This is a genomic window from Nonomuraea sp. NPDC049158 (assembly GCF_040648335.1).
In the GTDB taxonomy this organism is placed as follows: Bacteria; Actinomycetota; Actinomycetes; order Streptosporangiales; family Streptosporangiaceae; genus Nonomuraea.
In genome coordinates this window covers 65,590-83,263 of sequence record NZ_JBEZDM010000029.1, presented here as the reverse complement: position 1 = coordinate 83,263, position 17,674 = coordinate 65,590, and the positions used below count along the sequence as shown (strand labels likewise).

At 69.5% G+C, this 17,674-nt stretch carries 14 protein-coding genes; 6 read left to right on the top strand and 8 right to left on the bottom strand.

Going from position 1 to position 17,674, the window contains the following annotated elements:
- Positions 1–38: 38 nt before the first annotated feature.
- Genes carB through pyrR form a run of 5 tightly spaced genes read right to left on the bottom strand, consistent with a single transcriptional unit; the run spans position 39 to position 7,194 of the window.
- A complete protein-coding gene (gene carB, locus AB0B61_RS42360; protein ID WP_358444881.1) occupies positions 39–3,335 on the bottom strand; it encodes a carbamoyl-phosphate synthase large subunit in 3,297 nt (1,098 codons plus the stop codon).
- Positions 3,322–4,428, bottom strand: coding sequence for a glutamine-hydrolyzing carbamoyl-phosphate synthase small subunit (gene carA / locus AB0B61_RS42355; RefSeq protein WP_358444878.1), 1,107 nt, complete (start codon positions 4,426–4,428; stop codon positions 3,322–3,324). Before carA ends, carB begins: the two co-directional genes overlap by 14 nt.
- Positions 4,425–5,711: a dihydroorotase gene (locus tag AB0B61_RS42350; protein WP_358444875.1), complete on the bottom strand. Its 1,287-nt coding sequence runs from the start codon at positions 5,709–5,711 to the stop codon at positions 4,425–4,427. Before AB0B61_RS42350 ends, carA begins: the two co-directional genes overlap by 4 nt.
- Positions 5,708–6,625 carry an aspartate carbamoyltransferase catalytic subunit gene (locus tag AB0B61_RS42345; protein WP_358444872.1) on the bottom strand — a complete coding sequence of 306 codons (918 nt, stop codon included), beginning with the start codon at positions 6,623–6,625 and terminating at the stop codon, positions 5,708–5,710. The genes AB0B61_RS42350 and AB0B61_RS42345 overlap by 4 nt, the downstream gene beginning before the upstream one ends.
- Complete coding sequence (gene pyrR / locus AB0B61_RS42340; RefSeq protein ID WP_358444869.1) at positions 6,622–7,194, bottom strand: bifunctional pyr operon transcriptional regulator/uracil phosphoribosyltransferase PyrR; 573 nt, start codon at positions 7,192–7,194, stop codon at positions 6,622–6,624. The genes AB0B61_RS42345 and pyrR overlap by 4 nt, the downstream gene beginning before the upstream one ends.
- Positions 7,195–7,431: 237 nt before the next feature.
- On the opposite strand from pyrR, the gene AB0B61_RS42335 reads away from it, so the two are divergent.
- The 6 genes from AB0B61_RS42335 to AB0B61_RS42310 all read left to right on the top strand — a co-directional run bounded on the left by AB0B61_RS42335 (position 7,432) and on the right by AB0B61_RS42310 (position 13,705).
- The gene (locus tag AB0B61_RS42335) at positions 7,432–8,676 is read left to right on the top strand and encodes an arginine deiminase (RefSeq protein WP_358444866.1); all 1,245 of its coding nucleotides are present in this window, start codon (positions 7,432–7,434) and stop codon (positions 8,674–8,676) included.
- 3 nt (positions 8,677–8,679) lie between these two features.
- Positions 8,680–9,615 carry a carbamate kinase gene (arcC, locus tag AB0B61_RS42330; RefSeq protein WP_358444864.1) on the top strand — a complete coding sequence of 312 codons (936 nt, stop codon included), beginning with the start codon at positions 8,680–8,682 and terminating at the stop codon, positions 9,613–9,615.
- A gap of 17 nt (positions 9,616–9,632) precedes the next feature.
- The gene (locus AB0B61_RS42325) at positions 9,633–11,057 is read left to right on the top strand and encodes an amino acid permease (protein ID WP_358444862.1); all 1,425 of its coding nucleotides are present in this window, start codon (positions 9,633–9,635) and stop codon (positions 11,055–11,057) included.
- The gene (locus tag AB0B61_RS42320) at positions 11,054–11,920 is read left to right on the top strand and encodes a universal stress protein (protein ID WP_358444859.1); all 867 of its coding nucleotides are present in this window, start codon (positions 11,054–11,056) and stop codon (positions 11,918–11,920) included. The genes AB0B61_RS42325 and AB0B61_RS42320 overlap by 4 nt, the downstream gene beginning before the upstream one ends.
- A 437-nt stretch (positions 11,921–12,357) precedes the next feature.
- Positions 12,358–12,852: a transcriptional regulator gene (locus AB0B61_RS42315; RefSeq protein WP_026214021.1), complete on the top strand. Its 495-nt coding sequence runs from the start codon at positions 12,358–12,360 to the stop codon at positions 12,850–12,852.
- Positions 12,853–13,420: 568 nt separating this feature from the next.
- A complete protein-coding gene (locus AB0B61_RS42310) occupies positions 13,421–13,705 on the top strand; it encodes a hypothetical protein (RefSeq protein ID WP_358444856.1) in 285 nt (94 codons plus the stop codon).
- A 145-nt stretch (positions 13,706–13,850) separates the two neighbouring features.
- Here AB0B61_RS42310 and AB0B61_RS42305 read toward each other — a convergent pair whose 3' ends face one another.
- The 3 genes from AB0B61_RS42305 to AB0B61_RS42295 form a co-directional block, all read right to left on the bottom strand.
- Positions 13,851–15,005 carry an oxygenase MpaB family protein gene (locus AB0B61_RS42305; protein ID WP_358444853.1) on the bottom strand — a complete coding sequence of 385 codons (1,155 nt, stop codon included), beginning with the start codon at positions 15,003–15,005 and terminating at the stop codon, positions 13,851–13,853.
- A gap of 238 nt (positions 15,006–15,243) precedes the next feature.
- The gene (locus AB0B61_RS42300) at positions 15,244–16,140 is read right to left on the bottom strand and encodes an RNA polymerase sigma-70 factor (protein ID WP_358444850.1); all 897 of its coding nucleotides are present in this window, start codon (positions 16,138–16,140) and stop codon (positions 15,244–15,246) included.
- Positions 16,141–16,244: 104 nt separating this feature from the next.
- On the bottom strand, positions 16,245–17,378 hold the full coding sequence (locus AB0B61_RS42295) for an FAD-dependent oxidoreductase (RefSeq protein ID WP_358444847.1): 1,134 nt from the start codon (positions 17,376–17,378) through the stop codon (positions 16,245–16,247).
- Between the last annotated feature and the right edge of the window lie 296 nt (positions 17,379–17,674).

The following is a 17,674-nucleotide window of genomic DNA, read 5'->3' as shown; positions in this document are numbered from 1 at the left end:
CTCTTCACCTCCCGCGGGAGCCTGCCGTCGATCGAGCCCTACGCCCCTGCCGCCCGCAGCGCCCGCCCGTGCTCCTGGAGGGACCGTACGCCGACGTCGCCCCGCACGATGGCCTGGATGCCCGCGGCCGCGGCGGCGAGGCCGGCGACCGTGGTGATGCACGGGATGCCGCGCAGCACGGCGGCGGTGCGGATGTCGTAGCCGTCGAGCCGCGGGCCCGACTGGCCCGGACTGCCGAACGGCGTGTTGACGATCAGGTCGATCTCGCCGTCGAGGATGTACTGGACACTCGTGGGCTCACCTCCGGCTCCGGGCCCCTCGCTCTGCTTTCGCACGATCTTGGCATGGACACCGTTGCGGCGCAGCACCTCAGCGGTCCCCTCGGTGGCCAGGATCTCGAACCCGAGGTCGGCGAGCGCCCGTACCGGGAAGATCATCGCACGCTTGTCCCGGTTGGCCACGGACACGAACGCCCGGCCCTTGATGGGCAACTCCCCGTACGCGGCCGCCTGCGACTTGGCGTAGGCGACGCCGAAGGACTCGTCGATGCCCATGACCTCGCCCGTGGAGCGCATCTCGGGCCCGAGCACGATGTCGACGCCGCGGAAGCGGTTGAACGGCAGCACCGCCTCCTTCACCGCGATCGACGCCTCCAGCGGCAGGGTGCCACCGTCGCCCGTGGCGGGCAGCATGCCCTCCTCGCGCAGCGAGGCGATCGAGGCGCCCAGCATCACGCGGGCCGCCGCCTTGGCCAGCGGCACCGCCGTGGCCTTGGAGACGAACGGCACGGTACGGCTGGCGCGCGGGTTGGCCTCCAGGACGTACAGGACGCCGGCCGACATGGCGTACTGGACGTTCAGCAGCCCGCGGACACCGACGCCGCGGGCGATGCCCTCGGTGGCGGCGCGGATGCGCTTGATGTCGTTGCTGCCGAGCGTGATCGGCGGCAGCGCGCACGCCGAGTCGCCGGAGTGGATCCCGGCCTCCTCGATGTGCTCCATGACGCCGCCCAGGTAGAGCTCCTCGCCGTCGAACAGGGCGTCCACGTCGATCTCGATGGCCTCGTCGAGGAACTTGTCGACCAGCACCGGATGGCCGCCCTCCTGGGCCGCCATGTAGGTGGTCAGCGTCGCGTCGTCGTAGACGATGGCCATGCCGGCCCCGCCGAGCACGTACGAGGGCCGGACGAGCACCGGGTAGCCGATCTCCTCGGCCACGGCCAGCGCCTCGGCGACGGTCGTCGCGGTGCCGTGCTTGGGCGCGGGCAGCTGCGCCTCGGCGAGCACCCGGCCGAACGCGCCGCGCTCCTCCGCCAGGTGGATCGACTCGGGCGAGGTGCCGACCACGGGCACGCCCGCGTCCTTGAGCGCCTGCGCCAGGCCGAGCGGCGTCTGCCCGCCGAGCTGCACGATCACGCCCGCGACCGGGCCCGTCTGCTGCTCGGCGTGGACGACCTCCAGCACGTCCTCCAGCGTGAGCGGCTCGAAGTAGAGCCGGTCGGAGGTGTCGTAGTCGGTCGAGACCGTCTCCGGGTTGCAGTTGACCATGACGGTCTCGAACCCGGCCCGCGACAGCTCGAAGGAGGCGTGCACGCAGGCGTAGTCGAACTCGATGCCCTGGCCGATGCGGTTCGGCCCGGAGCCGAGGATGATGACCTTCTCCCGCTCGCCGTACGGGACCTCGCTCTCCTCGTCGTAGGCCGAGTAGAGGTAGGGGGTCTTGGCCGCGAACTCGGCGGCGCAGGTGTCGACCGTGTTGTAGACCGGCCGCAGGCCGAGCGCGTGGCGCAGGTCGCGTACGCGGGCCTCGTCGATGCCGCGGATCTCGCCGATCTGCGCGTCGCTGAAGCCGTGGCGCTTGGCCCGCTCCAGCACCTCGGCGGTCAGCTCGGTGGCCTCGCCGAGGGCCCGCGCCTCCTCGTCCAGCAGGAACAGCTGGTCGAGGAACCAGGGGTCGATGTGGGTGGCCTCGAAGAGCTCCTCGGCGGTGGCGCCGGCCCGGATGGCCTGCTGCACGGTGCGCAGCCGGCCGTCGTGCGGGACGCGGGACTCCTCGATGAGCTCGGCCTTCGGCCGCTGGGGGCCGGTCCAGGTGAAGGAGGAGTCCTTCTTCTCCAGCGAGCGCAGCGCCTTCTGCAGCGCCTCGGGGAAGGAGCGGCCGATGGCCATGGCCTCGCCCACCGACTTCATGTGCGTGGTGAGGGTCTGGTCGGCGCCCCTGAACTTCTCGAAGGCGAAGCGCGGCACCTTGACCACGATGTAGTCGAGCGTGGGCTCGAAGGAGGCCGGGGTCTCCTTGGTGATGTCGTTGGGGATCTCGTCGAGGGTGTAGCCGATGGCCAGCTTGGCGGCGATCTTGGCGATCGGGAAGCCGGTGGCCTTCGAGGCCAGTGCGCTCGACCGGGACACGCGCGGGTTCATCTCGATGACGATCATGCGGCCGGTCGCCGGGTTGACCGCGAACTGGATGTTGCAGCCGCCGGTGTCGACGCCGACCTCGCGGATGACCGCGATCGCGACGTCACGCATGTTCTGGTATTCGCGGTCGGTCAGTGTCAGCGCGGGGGCGACGGTGACGCTGTCACCGGTGTGGACGCCCATCGGGTCGATGTTCTCGATGGAGCAGACGATGACCACGTTGTCATGCTTGTCGCGCATGACCTCGAGCTCGTACTCCTTCCAGCCGATGATCGACTCCTCCAGGAGCACCTCGGTGGTCGGCGAGGCGTCCAGCCCGGCGCCTGCGATGCGCCGCAGGTCGGACTCGTCGTAGGCGAACCCGGACCCGACGCCGCCCATCGTGAAGGAGGGCCGCACGACCAGCGGGTAGCCCAGCTCGGGGACGGCGGCCAGGCACTCGTCCATCGTGTGGCAGACGACCGAGTTGGCCGACTCCGCGTTCAGGCCGTGCTCGCGGGCGACCTTGGCGACGATCTCCTTGAACCGCTCGCGGTTCTCGCCCGCCTGGATGGCGTCGAAGTCGGCGCCGATCAGCTCGACGTCGTAGCGCTCCAGCGCGCCCGACTCGTGCAGCGCGACGGCGGTGTTGAGGGCGGTCTGGCCGCCCAGGGTCGGCAGCAGCGCGTCGGGGCGCTCCTTGGCGATGATCTTCTCGACGTACTCGGGGGTGATCGGCTCGACGTAGGTGGCGTCGGCGAACTCGGGGTCGGTCATGATCGTCGCCGGGTTGCTGTTGACGAGGATCACACGGAACCCCTCGTCGCGCAGCACGCGGCAGGCCTGGGTGCCGGAGTAGTCGAACTCGCACGCCTGACCGATCACGATCGGCCCCGAGCCGATCACCAGGACGGACCTGATGTCATCACGCTTGGGCACGGTTCATGACCTCACAGAACTCGTCGAAAAGGTAGGCGGCATCGTGGGGACCTGCGGCGGCCTCCGGGTGGTACTGCACGCTGAAGGCGCGCCCGTCGAGCAGGCGCAGCCCTTCCACGCAGCGGTCGTTGAGGTTGACGTGGCTGACCTCGGCCCGGCCGTAGGGGGTGTCGAACGGCTCGCCGAGCGGCGCCTCGACCGCGAAGCCGTGGTTGTGGGCGGAGATCTCTACCTTGCCGGTCCGTACGTCCTGGACCGGCTGGTTCACCCCCCGGTGGCCGTAGCGCAGCTTGTACGTGGACAGGCCCAGGGCCCGGCCGAACAGCTGGTTGCCGAAGCAGATCCCGAAGAAGGGCACCTTCGCCTCCAGCACCCCGCGCAGCGCGGAGACGTCCGCGGTGGCCGGGTCGCCGGGGCCGTTGGAGAAGAACACCCCGTCCGGCTTCACCGCCATGATCTGCTCGAACGTGGCGGTGGCCGGCAGCACGTGCACCTCGCAGCCGCGCTCGGCCATCCGGTGCGGCGTCATGCCCTTGATGCCCAGGTCCACGGCGGCGACCGTGAACCGCTTCGCGCCGATGGCGGGCACGACGTACGGCTCGGCCGTGGCCACCTCGGCGGCCAGGCTCGCGCCCTTCATGGCCGGTGCCCGGCGTACGCGCTGGACGAGCTCCTCGACCGGCGCGGACGGATCGGTGAAGATCCCGGCGCGCATGGCGCCGCGCTCGCGCAGGTGGCGGGTGAGCGCGCGGGTGCCGGGCATGGCGATGCCGACGACGCCCTGTTCCTTGAGGTAGTCCTCCAGCGAGCGGTTGGCCCGCCAGTTGGAGACCACGCGGGACGGCTCGCGTACGACGTAGCCGGCGACCCAGACGCGGCCCGACTCGGGGTCCTCGTCGTTGACGCCGGTGTTGCCGATGTGCGGGGCCGTCATCGCGACGATCTGCCGGTGATAGGACGGGTCGGTGAGGGTCTCCTGGTAGCCGGTCATGCCGGTGTTGAAGACCATCTCGCCGAACGTCTCGCCCGCGGCGCCATACGGGGTTCCGTGGAAGACGCGACCGTCCTCCAGAACGAGCAGCGCAGAAGTCACACCAGCTTCCCTTCAAGTACTGTCGGCTTGCCGCGCAGGAAGGTCGCCACGACCCGGCCGGGGAGCGTCATGCACTCGTACGGCGTGTTGCGGCTCTTCGACGCGAAGGCGGACGGATCCACCTTGGTTCGGACGGACGGGTCGTACAACGTGAGGTTGGCCGGTACGCCCACCTCGATCGGTTGCCCGTGCCCCGAAAGGCGGCCGATACGCGCGGGCACGATCGACATGCGCTCGGCGACGCCCGCCCAGTCGAGCAGCCCGGTGTCGACCATGGCCTCCTGCACCACGCTGAGCGCGGTCTCCAGACCGACCATGCCCATGGCCGCGGCCGACCACTCGGTCTCCTTGTCCTCGACCGGATGGGGCGCGTGGTCGGTGGCGACGATGTCGATCGTGCCGTCGGCCAGCGCGGCGCGCAGCGCCTCGACGTCGGCGCGGGTGCGCAGCGGCGGGTTGACCTTGTAGATGGGGTTGTAGGCGCCGACCGGCGAGTCCTCGACGAGGTCGTCGGTGAGCAGCAGGTGGTGCGGGGTGACCTCGGCGGTGATGTTCCAGCCCTTGGACTTGGCCCAGCGCAGGATCTCCACCGAGCCGGCCGTGGAGACGTGGCAGACGTGCAGCCGGGAGCCGACGTGCGCGGCCAGCAGGCAGTCGCGGGCGATGATCGCCTCCTCGGCGACCGCCGGCCAGCCGGTCAGGCCGAGCCGGCCGGAGACGACGCCCTCGTTCATCTGGGCGCCGCCGGTCAGCCTGGGCTCCTGGGCGTGCTGGGCGATCACGCCGTCGAACGCCTTGACGTACTCCAGGGCGCGGCGCATCAGCACGGCGTCGTCGACGCACCTGCCGTCGTCGGAGAAGACGCGGACCCGGGCGGCGGAGTCGGCCATCGCGCCGAGCTCGGCCAGCTGCCTGCCCTCCAGGCCGACGGTGACCGCGCCGACCGGCTGGACGTCGCAGTGGGCGAACTCCCGGCCCAGCCGCCAGACCTGCTCGACCACGCCGGCGGTGTCGGCGACGGGCGAGGTGTTGGCCATGGCGTGCACGGCGGTGTAGCCGCCGCGGGCGGCCGACTGAGTGCCGGTCTGCACGGTCTCGGCGTCCTCGCGGCCGGGCTCGCGCAGGTGGGTGTGCAGGTCGACGAGGCCGGGCAGCACGATCGCGCCGCCGCCGTCGATCGCCGCCTCCCCCTCGATCCGCGGGGCGATCTCGGCGATCACCCCGTCCTCGATCCGGATGTCGACGGGCTCGCCGCCGACGATCCGTACGTTGCGAATGATCACGAAGTCTCTCCCCCGAGCAGCAGGTACAGGACGGCCATGCGGATGGTCACACCGTTGGCGACCTGCTCGACGATGGTCGAGCGCGGCGAGTCGGCCACCTCGGCGGCGATCTCCATGCCCCGGTTCATCGGGCCGGGGTGCATCACGATGGCCTCGTCGGGCATCTTGGCGAACCGGTCGCGGTCGAGGCCGTAGCGGCGGGAGTATTCGCGCTCGCTCGGGAAGTAGGCGGCGTTCATCCGCTCTTTCTGCACCCGCAGCATCATCACCACGTCGGACTTGGGCAGCACCGCGTCGAGGTCGTAGGAGACCGCGCACGGCCAGGTGTCGATCGAGACCGGCAGCAGCGTGGGCGGCGCCACCAGCGTGACGTCGGCGCCGAGCGTGGCCAGGAGCAGCACGTTGGAGCGGGCGACCCTGCTGTGCAGGACGTCGCCGACGATCGTGACCTTGCGGCCGTCCAGACCGCCCAGACGGCGGCGCATGGAGAAGGCGTCGAGCAGCGCCTGCGTGGGGTGCTCGTGGGTGCCGTCGCCGGCGTTGACGACGCTGCCGTGCACCCAGTTGGCCAGGCGGTGCGGCGCGCCGGAGGCGCCGTGGCGGATGACGACCGCGTCGGCGCCCATCGCCTCCAGCGTCAGCGCCGTGTCCTTCAGCGACTCGCCCTTGGAGACGCTGGAGCCCTTGGCGGAGAAGTTGATGACGTCGGCCGACAGCCGCTTGGCCGCCGCCTCGAAGGAGATGCGGGTGCGGGTGGAGTCCTCGAAGAACAGGTTGACCACCGTACGGCCGCGCAGCGTCGGCAGCTTCTTGATGGAACGTTCCGAGACCCTCGCCAGCTCCTCGGCCGTGTCGAGGATGAGCAGGGCGTCGTCCTTGCTGAGGTCGCCCGCGGAGATGAGATGGCGGTTCACTTGGCCTCCTCCTTCATCAGCAGCACGGCGTCGCGCCCGTCGGTCTCCTCCAGGTAGACCTTCACCTTCTCGCTCTTGGCGGTCGGCAGGTTCTTGCCTACGTAGTCGGCGCGGATGGGCAGCTCGCGATGGCCCCGGTCGACCAGCGTGGCCAGCTGTACGGCGGTCGGGCGGCCGAGGTCGTTGAGCGCGTCGAGCGCCGCGCGGACGGTGCGGCCGGAGTACAGGACGTCGTCCACCAGCACCACGATCCTGCCGTCGATGCCGTCGGGCGGCAGCTCGGTGTGGCCGAGCGGCCGGGCGGGCCGGAGCCGGAGGTCGTCGCGGTACATCGTGATGTCGACCGAGCCGACGGGGATCTTGACGCCTTCGAAGCGTTCGATGCGGTCACCCAGCCGGCGGGCCAGAGTGACGCCGCGGGTCGGGATGCCGAGGAGGACGACGCCGTCGGCGCCCTTGGTTCGTTCGAGGATCTCGTGTGCGATCCGGGTCAGCGCCCGGTGGATGTCCGGGCCCTCCAGGACGGCCCTTGAGAGGGGCGTCTGGTCGGACGTTGGGGATTCGGACACGGCAGAACTCACCACCTTTCCCGCCTCACGGGACGGGTCTTAAAAGGGTGTTGGTCGTGACACACAGTACCAGGGGCTACCAGCCAGAACTCTTGCCACCTACTCCCCATGGCTGACCACGGTTGGGTAATTTCCCCGCCCCTTCCGTGTCGGAACCGTCCGCACGGGGCACGTGACGGGCACCGCGGGCGGTGCCAGCGCGTTGACGTCCGCCTGCTTCGAGGGGATACAGGGACAATGACCTTCCATGTCGACTCCGAGGTGGGCAAGCTCTACCAGGTGCTGCTGCACAAGCCCGACCTGGCGCTCAAGCGGCTCACCCCGACCAACAAGGACGCGTTCCTCTTCGACGACGTGCTGTGGGTGCAGCGCGCGATGGAGGAGCACGAGGAGTTCCAGCAGGTGCTGCGGGAGCGCGGCGTCAAGGTCCACATGCTGGCGGACCTGCTCAGGGAGACGATCGAGATCCCCGAAGCGCGCAAGCACATCCTCGACGGGATCCTCGACGAGCGCTTCATGGGCCCGCTGGCCGTCGACGACATCCGCAACACCCTCGACACGATGGACTCCAAGACCCTGCAGGTGTACCTGACAGGCGGCATCACCAAACGCGAGATGGTCGCGGCGGGCTGCGATCCGAAGTCGATGTCCTACCACGCGGCCGGCGACGACGACTTCATCCTGCCGCCCCTGCCGAACCACCTGTTCACCCGCGACACCTCCTGCTGGGTGTTCGACGGCGTCTCGATCAACGCGATGAAGAAGAAGGCGCGCATGCGCGAGACGGTGAACATGGAGGCCGTCTACGAGTTCCACCCGACCTTCGCCGACGGGTTCGGCCGTCCGCAGAAGGGCGGCTACAACGTGTGGCTGCCCGGCCAGTCGATCGCCCCGGCCACGCTGGAGGGCGGCGACGTGCTGGTCCTCGGGCGCGGCGTGGTGCTGATCGGGATGAGCGAGCGCACCCAGCCGCAGGCCATCGAGATGCTCGCGCAGCGGCTGTTCCAGGCCGGCTCCGCGCGGAAGATCATCGCGCTGAACATGCCGAAGGCCCGCGCGTTCATGCACCTCGACACCGTGATGACGATGGTGGACGTGGGCGTGTTCACCAAGTACGCGGGGCTGGGCATGCTGCCCTCGTACACCATCGAGCCGGGCGACACCGAGAAGGAGCTCAAGGTCACCGACCACCCGCCGGAGGACATGCACCGGGCCATGGCGCGGGCCCTGGACCTGGACGACATCAAGGTCCTCATCCCGACGCAGGACGTCTACGCCGCCGAACGGGAGCAGTGGGACGACGGCTGCAACGCGCTGGCCATCGAGCCGGGCGTGGTCGTCGCCTACGAGCGCAACACCACGACCAACAACTTCCTGCGCGACAACGGCATCGAGGTCATCACGATCCGGGGCAGCGAGCTCGGCAGGGGGCGCGGCGGGCCGCGCTGCATGAGCTGCCCCCTCGAGCGGGACGGCATCTGAGAGATGAGGGTCATCGTCGCCCTGGGGGGCAACGCGGTGCTCCGGCGCAGCCAGCGGGCGGACGTGGAGCCGCAGATCGCCAACGTCACCAACGCGGCCAAGACGCTGGCCAAGCTCGCGGAGAAGCACGAGCTGATCATCACCCACGGCAATGGGCCGCAGGTGGGCCTGCTGGCGCTGGAGAGCGCCAACGACCCCCGCCTGACCAGGCCCTACCCGTTCGACACGCTCGGCGCCGAGACGCAGGGCATGATCGGCTACTGGATGCTGCAGGCCCTGCAGAACGCGCTGCCCGGCCGGCAGGTCCTGGCCATGGTCACCCAGACGCTCGTGTCGGCGGTCGATCCGGCCTTCGACAACCCGACCAAGTTCGTCGGCCCGGTCTACGACCAGGACGAGGCCATGAAGCTGGCCAAGGAGTACGGCTGGACGGTCGCCGCCGACGGCCACGACTGGCGGCGCGTCGTCCCCTCTCCCACCCCGCAGCGCGTCGTGGAGACACGGCTGATCAGCAAGATGGTCCGCGAGGGGGTCGTGGTGATCTGCGCGGGCGGCGGCGGCATCCCGGTCATCCGCGACGAGCACGGCCGCCTGTCCGGTGTCGAGGCGGTCATCGACAAGGACTCCACGGCGTCGATGCTGGCCGAGGCGCTCGAATGTGACGCCTTCCTCATCCTGACCGACGTGCCGCGCGTACTGAAGGACTTCGGCACGCCCCACCAGAGCGAGCTCGCGAACACCACCCCGCACGAACTTCGCGCCCTCGACTTCCCAGCGGGCTCCATGGGGCCGAAAGTGGAAGCGGTCTGCCGTTTCGTGGAGACCACCGGCGACATGGCGGCCATCGGCGAGCTCGGGCAGGCGGAGCAGATCCTGGAAGGCACCGCGGGCACGATCGTCACGCCGAACGCCCGCTGGCCGCTGACCAGCACGCTTTAGGGCTCTAGGAGGTTTCGATGGCACTCGCCCAACGGCTCTTCCGCATCAAGCCCACCGACCAGATCGTGGCCGAAGGCGGCCACGGCGAGGGCGGTGAGCTGCGCCGCACGATGTCGCTGTGGCAGCTCACGCTGTTCAGCGTCGGCGCCACGCTCGGCACCGGCATCTTCGTCATCCTCGGCCAGGCCGTGCCGAAGGCGGGTCCCGCCGTCGTGCTGGCCTTCGTGCTGGCCGCGATCACGGCGCTGTTCTCCGCGCTGTCGTACGCGGAGCTGGCCGGCACGATCCCGGTGTCCGGCTCGTCCTACTCCTACGCGTACGCGACGCTGGGCGAGATCGTCGCCTGGATCTGCGGCTGGTGCCTCATGCTGGAGTACGCGGTGTCGGTCGCGGCGGTGTCCGTCGGCTGGGGCGAATACCTCAACTCCTTCCTGAAGGGCCTGTTCGGCTGGGAGCTGCCCGCGTCGATCACCCACTCCCCCGGCCAGGACGGCGGCGTGGTCAACGTCACCGCGATCCTCATCGTGCTGCTGGCCACCTGGCTGCTGCTGCGCGGGGCGTCGGAGAGCGCCACGGCCAACGCCGTGTTCGTGCTCATCAAGGTCGCCGTGCTGGTCTTCTTCTGCGTGGTGGCCTTCAGCGCGTTCAGGGCCGGGCACTTCTCGCCGTTCGCGCCCATGGGCGTCGCGGGCGTCACGGCCGCCGCCTCGCAGGTGTTCTTCTCCTACATCGGCTTCGACGCCGCCTCCACCGCCGGCGAGGAGGCCAAGAACCCCAAGCGCGACCTGCCCCTGGCGATCATCCTGTCGCTGGCCATCGTCACGGTCGTCTACGTCCTGGTGGCCGTGGCCGCGATCGGCGCCATGCCGTGGACCGACTTCGACCCGGAGCGCACCGAAGCCAGCCTCTCCTACATCGTGAACCTCGCCACCGGCGCCACCTGGCCGGGCCTGATCGTCTCCTTCGGCGCCGTCGTGGCCATCGCGAGCGTCGTCCTGACCGTCATCTACGGCCAGACCCGCATCCTGTTCGCCATGTCCCGCGACGGGCTCATCCCGCACATCTTCCAGAAGGTGAACCCGCGCCACCAGGTGCCCGTCGCCAACACGCTCATCGTGGCGGCGTTCATCTCCGTACTGGCCGGGCTGGTGCCGCTGGGCCAGCTCGCCGAGGCCACGAGCATCGGGACGCTGTTCGCCTTCGCCATCGTCAACATCGGCGTGCTCGTGCTCCGCTACCGCAGCCCCGAGCTGCCGCGCAGCTTCCGCACGCCGTTCTTCCCCGCCACGCCGATCCTCGGCACGATCTTCTGCGTCATCGTGATGGCCGGTCTGGCCGGCGTCACCTGGCAGGCGTTCGGCCTCTGGATGCTGGTGGGCCTGATCTGTTACTTCCTGTACGGCTATCGCCACTCGCGGTTGAACACCGAGGTGCCCCGATGAAGCTCGAAAACGTACTGGCCGGATTCATCCCCGAGCCGAGAGGACGTGACGCGCTGGCGCTGGCCGTGCTCCTGGCCGGGCAGGTCAAGGGGCAGCTGACGGTGGCGTACGTGCAGCCGCCCGTGTGGACCACCCCGGGGCCCGCGCGCGCCGACCTGACCGAGTGGCGCACGTATCTGCAGGAACAGGCGCAGGCCACGCTCGGGCAGGCCCGGGCGCTCACCGGCGACAAGGCCGACTACGTCGTCCACACCAACAAAGGCAGCGGGCGCGGGCTGGTGGACCTGGCCCGCAAACGCGCGGCCGACGTCGTCGTGATCGGCTCCGCGCCGGGCGGCGGCAGGGGCCGCATCTCCGTCGGCAGCACCGCCGACCAGCTGCTGCACTCCTCGACGGTGCCGGTCATGCTGGCCCCGCGCGGCTACGCGGACGCGCTGCCCGTGGCCGTCGAGCGGATCACCGTCGCCTACCGCCGCGGCCCCTGCGCCGACGCCGCGGTGCGCGACGCCGCCCAGGCCGCGGTCATCCTCGACGTGCCGCTGCGGCTGGTCACCCTGCTGATCCGCGGCGCCCGCCGCGCCAAGATCGAGGAGGACATGCTCACGCGGCTGCGCGACCAGGTGGCGAACGACCTGCAGGAGGCGGCCAGCGGGCAGCAACGGCACATCCGGGCGGAGTTCGAGATCCTGGAGGGCCGCGATGTGGCACAGGCCATGGGCCAGACGTCGTGGTCGCCGGGCGAACTGCTCATCTGCGCCTCCAGCAACGCGGGGCCGTTGCGGCGGGTGTTCCTCGGGGACACGTCGCTCAAAATCGTCCGTGCGGCCACGTGTCCGGTCATGATCCTAACCCGTCAACACTGAACCCAGCGCCACACGGCCCGCCCACCGCCGGCTCCTCCGACCGTCCCCGCGCTCCTGGATGGCCCTCCCCAGCCCTTCTCAGTGCCTCCCACCTCGGCCTCTACGCGATCACTGACATGGGTTTAGCGGCGATTTCCACCATGCATGTCACCGGACAAACAGTGACGAAGTATTGTTACTCATGGGACAAGAGGGGCTATTAAGTCGTTCCATCCCGGATCGGATTCGGCATCTTTTTTCCAATCAGCTTGACCTTCGGCGTCCGCCCCTTTACCGTCACTGTGCGTAACCACACTGCGCGGCGTTATGGGGTAAACCCAGAGCCATGGCTACCGATGGTGCCTAACAAGGCACACACCCCCCGGTGGCCGGGGCATTCGTCGCAAGGGAGCACAATCTACTGAGAGCGCTACATACGAGAGCCGGGGGGCCACACGATGCCGTCTGAGTACGCAAAGTCGCTGGGTGCACGACTCCGCGCCATCCGCACCCAGCAGGGCCTGTCCCTGCACGGAGTCGAAGAGAAGTCGCGTGGCAGGTGGAAAGCCGTGGTCGTGGGCTCGTACGAGCGTGGCGACCGTGCTGTAACGGTTCAGAAACTTGCCGAGCTTGCCGACTTCTACGGGGTGCCCGTCTCCGAGCTGCTGCCCGGCGGTGCCGCGCCGAGCCCGCTCGGCCCGACACCGAAGCTTGTCATCGACCTGGAACGTCTTGCGACGCTGCCGAAGGAGAAGGCCGGGGCACTCGCCCGTTACGCGGCCACCATCCAGAGCCAGCGTGGCGACTACAACGGGAAGGTCCTGTCGATCCGCCAGGAGGACCTGCGTTCCCTGGCCGTGATCTACGACAAGTCGCCGAGCGAGCTGACGGAGGAGCTCATCAGCTGGGGCGTCCTCGACGCGGAGGCCCGCCGCGCCGTCGAGTCCTTCTGACCGCTCCTGTTTTTCGGGGCGCGCCATGTGACGGGCGCGTCCCGCTTTTTCGTCTTGGTGCTCGCGTACGGCGGCACGGTGAACCTCCGTACGGGAGCATGAGGACGGGCTTTGTCCGGGCACGCACGGCACCCCGCCACCCGCCCGCCAGGCCGAGGACCGCCAGTAGGGCGGCCCTTTCCGCACGCCTCCAGGCCCGTGGTCCTGCCGTACAGGTCCCTCACGCGGATCCCGCCGCACACCTCCGGCAATCGTAGGCCTTACGCGACCCCATAGCCCTTCGCGCGCACCGCCGCGGGGCCAGCGGCACGCCCCCGCACAAGCCCGCCGAACACCCCCTCCGCACGCCCACGCCCATCCGGGCGCGTTCACAGCGCAGGCCCAGCCGCCCCCGCCGCCCACACGCCGCACTCCCACCGTGCCCGCACGCCCACACACGCACACGCAGGTCGGCCACGCAGGTCCAGCGGAGTCTGGCCGTCCAAGTACCCACCGCGTTCGCCCAGATGGGCCCGGGAAAGGGCGCGTTCGCCTAGCGATATCGAATACCAGTTCGTATAATGGACCAATGCATCTCGACATGAAAGGCCTACCAGGGTTGTGGCGGCCACCGATCGTCGAACATGCCGCGACGACGTTCTCGACCACCGACTGCGGCGGCGAGGCGCGTTATCTGCTGGCTTGGGGCGATACGGAGGGAGAGCGGTGGGGATTCCTGCTATGGCCCCCGCAGACGCTGAACACCGACGACGGCACCGAGCACATGGGCCAGGCCCGGTGGGTGCGCTGGCAGGACATCCGGCCGGTGACGGGCGAGGATTACAGCACCGTACCGCTGTGCGATCCGATGTGAACCACCTCCTGACGCGCCGCTGAGGACGTGCGGGCGGCCCGGCCGGGACTCGCACTCCGAGCGGGCCGGGCCCCGCGGAGCGAGCATGTTGAGGCGCGTGGAGCGGATCTGAGCACTCGGTGCGGGCAGATCGCGCGAGGATCGTTCATGCCGTGGTGGGCACGGCGATGTTCTGCTCGTAAAAGGTGCCGCCGGGAAGGCGGAAGGCTTCATCGGGGCCGGGACTTTGCGCGTTCTCGCGGCGGGCCGTCTCGGCGGAGTCAGCCGTGAAGGTCTGCCAGCGCCTGGCCTGGCTGTTGAGGAGAGCGATCAGAGGCAGCAGCGGAGTGGCGTCCGATTCAGGGATGCCCAGGTGGTCGGAGAGTTCGCTGCCGAAGGCACGCCGCAGCAGGCCGTGGAGGAGGTCGCGGAGCCGGTCCTCGGCCATCAGGGGGTTGGGCGCACAGGCCATGGCGCCGGCCGTGGCGCTGACCATGGCCGCGGTCAGCGCACGTGAGTTGTCGTCCGGCTCAGCGTTCGTCATGTCCAGCAGGTTCTGCAGACGACGAGCGCCAGCGTGGTCCGTGACGCCCTGGTAGAAGCGTTCATCGATCCCGAGCAGATAGGCGGTGTAGGACCAATACCGGTACAAGCTCTTCTGTTCTTCGGCACTCAGCTCGATACCGACTGCCGCGAGAGCCGTGAAGGGGGTGAGCGTGAAGTCCAGCCATGTACGGGCCATGTCGGTCTGCCCGATGGGAAGGCCCCAGACGGCCGTGTCCCAGCCGTGCTGGAGAGCGGTGGCTCGTATCCGCGCATGCAGCAGTCGGACCTGCGCGGTGCTGATATAGCCGGAAGCTCCTCGGTGAAGACCTCCGGGCAGCGTGCTCTGACGCCCCCACATCCCGGTCTCGACGAGTCGGCGGGAAGCCATCTTCGTCAGCTGTCCCGTCTGCGCCAGCAGCCGGGCGATGGCGGGCGAGGCATAGGTGTGCACCAGGGCGCTGCTGATCGCGCAGATCTCGAACCACGGCTGGGGCACCGACAGCAGGGCGACCTCACCACGGTCGATCTGTGCGGGATCGACCCAGGAAGGCACCGTCTCCAACTGCCGCAGCAGTGCCTCGATGGCGCTGGGCGGCTGTTCGCCCAGGCTGGCAAGACCGTCGGTGAGTCCCCGGTTGAGGATGTGACGGCCTTCCTTGCCCAGTTGGTCGAGTTCGGCGATCACGGCGTCGGCAAGCGGGTCTCCGGCCATGACCATCTGGGCCGCGTGGTCGGCCATCGCACCATGCCGGTGTCGGGCCTCGTCCAGGTTCACGACTCGCTCGGGGATGACAGCGTTGCGGTGGGTGTGGGACATGCGTCTGCTCTTACTTCCTCTAGGGGGAGCGGCCGGTGGGAGGGGGAAGACTCTCCTCGCCCCTTCGGCAGGTGGCACTTGCCTGGGCTCCCATAAAAAGCGCTGGTCAGTGGGGCTGTTGTAAGCCGGGGGCGGGGTGCTCGTGCTGGTCGTCCGGCTGATCGTGATGGGTATCTTCTGCCGCGTCGGCGGAGGGTCAGCGGGAGGTGAGGGGGGTTTCGGACTCGACGCGGGTGAGTTTTTCGGGGTTGCGGACGTAGTAGAGGCCCGTGACGCGGGCGTTGTCCACGCGGAAGGCCAGCACGCCGTCGATCACGTCGTCCAGCCGCAGGATGAGTCCGGGGTTGCCGTTGACCGTCGTGGGCTCACTGGTGAAGGTGCCGCCGGCCTTGCCGAGGCTGCCGGCCATGTAACTGAGCACCTTGTCCGCGCCGACGACCGGCCGCAGAGCCGCCAGCTTGAGGCCGCCGCCGTCGCTGACGAAGACAACATCCGGGGCGAGTACGTCAAGCAGCCCCCGCAGGTCCCCGGTCACGAGCGCGGACTGGAACGAATTCAGCGCCGCCCGGGTTTCTTCCGGGGAAACCGGTGTGGACGGCCGGCGGGCGTCGACGTGCCGGCGTGCGCGGTAGGCGATCTGGCGTGCGGCGGCGGGACTCTTGCCGATCGCGGCCGCGATGTCGTCGTAGCCGATGTCGAAGACCTCGCGCAGCACGAAGACGGCGCGTTCGGTCGGTGAGAGGGTTTCCAGGATGAACATGAGTGCCAGCGACAGGTTCTCGGCCAGTTCGACGTCCTCGGCCACGTCCGGCGCGGTGAGCAGGGGCTCGGGCAGCCAGGGGCCGACATAGGCCTCTTTGCGCCGTTGGAGGGTCCGTAGCCGGTTGAGTGCTTGCCGGGTCGTGATCCGTACCAGGTATGCGCGCTGGTCCCGCACCTGCGCCAGGTCGACCTTCGCCCACCGCAGCCAGGCCTCCTGGAGGACGTCCTCGGCGTCCGCCGCCGATCCGAGCATCTCGTAGGCGACGGTGAACAGCAGGTCTCGGTGGGCGACGAAGGCTTTGGTCGCGGGGTCGGTGACGTGGTCGTTCATGTCGTGCGCTTCACTCTCTCGTGGTCAGCCTCACATGCCGGAAGCAGACCGGGGAAATGTACCCAGTCCAAAGACGGGGTCGTCGGCAGCGGCCTCCCCGCTGATCAGGTCAGGTGGGATGCGCGCGAGGTGGCCTTGCGTGCCCCGGACACCAACTGATTGAGGGTGAACCGGCAGGCGATCTCCTTGACGGGGGCACCGAGCCGCCCGCTGAAGTGGAGCGCGTTCACCCTGTCGTTCAGGTAGGAGAACTGGGTGACGCCCTCGTTTCGGCCGAGGCTGAGGCACTGCCCGGCGAACAGCAACCGGACGGGAGCGGGTGTTTTCCCCGAGATCCGTCGCAGAATCGTGGTGGCTGCCCCCGGGCCCAGCTGTACGGCGGCCTGGCAGCTCATCCGAAATGGCCGGTCCGTCATCGCCGCCGCGTCCCCCGCGGCGACGATGCGCACGTCGTCCACACTGGTCAGCGTCGTGTCGGTGAGCAGGCGGCCTTCGGCGTCGGTGCGCAGCCCGCTGCGGGCGGCCAGGTCCGGGACACGGAATCCCGCGGTCCAGATCGTCACCGCGCTGGGCAACCGGCGGCCGTCGTCGAGCCGTATCGCCTCACGTGTCACTTCCGTCACCCGAGCGCGGGGACCTTCGAGGACGGTCACACCCAGCTCGGCGAGCCGGCGAGCGACCAGGCGGCGGACCCGGGCATGCAGGTAGGGGCCCAGCACATTGCCGCAGACCAGGGTGACCTTGCGACCCAGTTCGGCCAGCTCGGCGGCGGTCTCCAGGCCGGTCGGGCCGGCCCCGACCACGGTCACCGGAGCCGTCGCGGGCGTCGCGGCCAGGGCCGACCGCAGTCGTCGCGCTCCCTCGAGGGTCGACACCGAATGAGCGAACTCCGCCGCTCCGGGCACGCCGGGATCGGCGGCGCCACTGCCCACCGCGTAGACGAGGTAGTCGTAGGAGAGCGTGCCACCGCCCGCCAGCGACACTCGTCGCTCGGCGGCGTCGATCCGGGTCGCGGTGTCGACCACCAGCCGGACGTTCCCACCCAGAACCTCACCGAAGTCCTCGACCGCGTCATCGGAGCCGGTCACGAGCTGGTGCAGGCGGATCCGCGAGACGAAGTCGGGACGCGGATTGACCAGGGTCACCGACACGCCATCGCGCCGAGCCAGGCGATTGGCCGCCGTCACGCCCCCGTACCCGCCACCGACCACGACCACCGCGACGTTCCCGTTCATCATGTCTCCCTCGTGTTGTGAACTCGACATGGAGACACCAGCCGCGCATCCGGTGTAACAGCCCGCGGATGAGACTTAGCGCACACGGAGGAGACACGGAGGAGACACGGCGGAAATGCCGCCCCAGTCCGCCACAAGTGGCGTAGCACGGTCCTGACGAGCTCGGATAAGGGCCGAGGAGTCTCCCCGGTAGCGGGCGAGTGGCCCCCATCCGATGTGTTCGGCCTGACACGGCCCGGCAGTGGCCGCGGCCTGACACGGCCCGGCGGTGGCACGCGGGGACCGTGGCCGGGCGGGGC

Coding starts and splice junctions, on each gene's coding strand:
- AB0B61_RS42335 (WP_358444866.1), top strand. CDS start 7,432: ATGACCTTCCATGTCGACTCCGAGGTGGGCAAGCTCTACCAGGTGCTG.
- arcC (WP_358444864.1), top strand. CDS start 8,680: ATGAGGGTCATCGTCGCCCTGGGGGGCAACGCGGTGCTCCGGCGCAGC.
- AB0B61_RS42325 (WP_358444862.1), top strand. CDS start 9,633: ATGGCACTCGCCCAACGGCTCTTCCGCATCAAGCCCACCGACCAGATC.
- AB0B61_RS42320 (WP_358444859.1), top strand. CDS start 11,054: ATGAAGCTCGAAAACGTACTGGCCGGATTCATCCCCGAGCCGAGAGGA.
- AB0B61_RS42315 (WP_026214021.1), top strand. CDS start 12,358: ATGCCGTCTGAGTACGCAAAGTCGCTGGGTGCACGACTCCGCGCCATC.
- AB0B61_RS42310 (WP_358444856.1), top strand. CDS start 13,421: ATGCATCTCGACATGAAAGGCCTACCAGGGTTGTGGCGGCCACCGATC.
- AB0B61_RS42300 (WP_358444850.1), bottom strand. CDS start 16,140: ATGAACGACCACGTCACCGACCCCGCGACCAAAGCCTTCGTCGCCCAC.
- AB0B61_RS42295 (WP_358444847.1), bottom strand. CDS start 17,378: ATGATGAACGGGAACGTCGCGGTGGTCGTGGTCGGTGGCGGGTACGGG.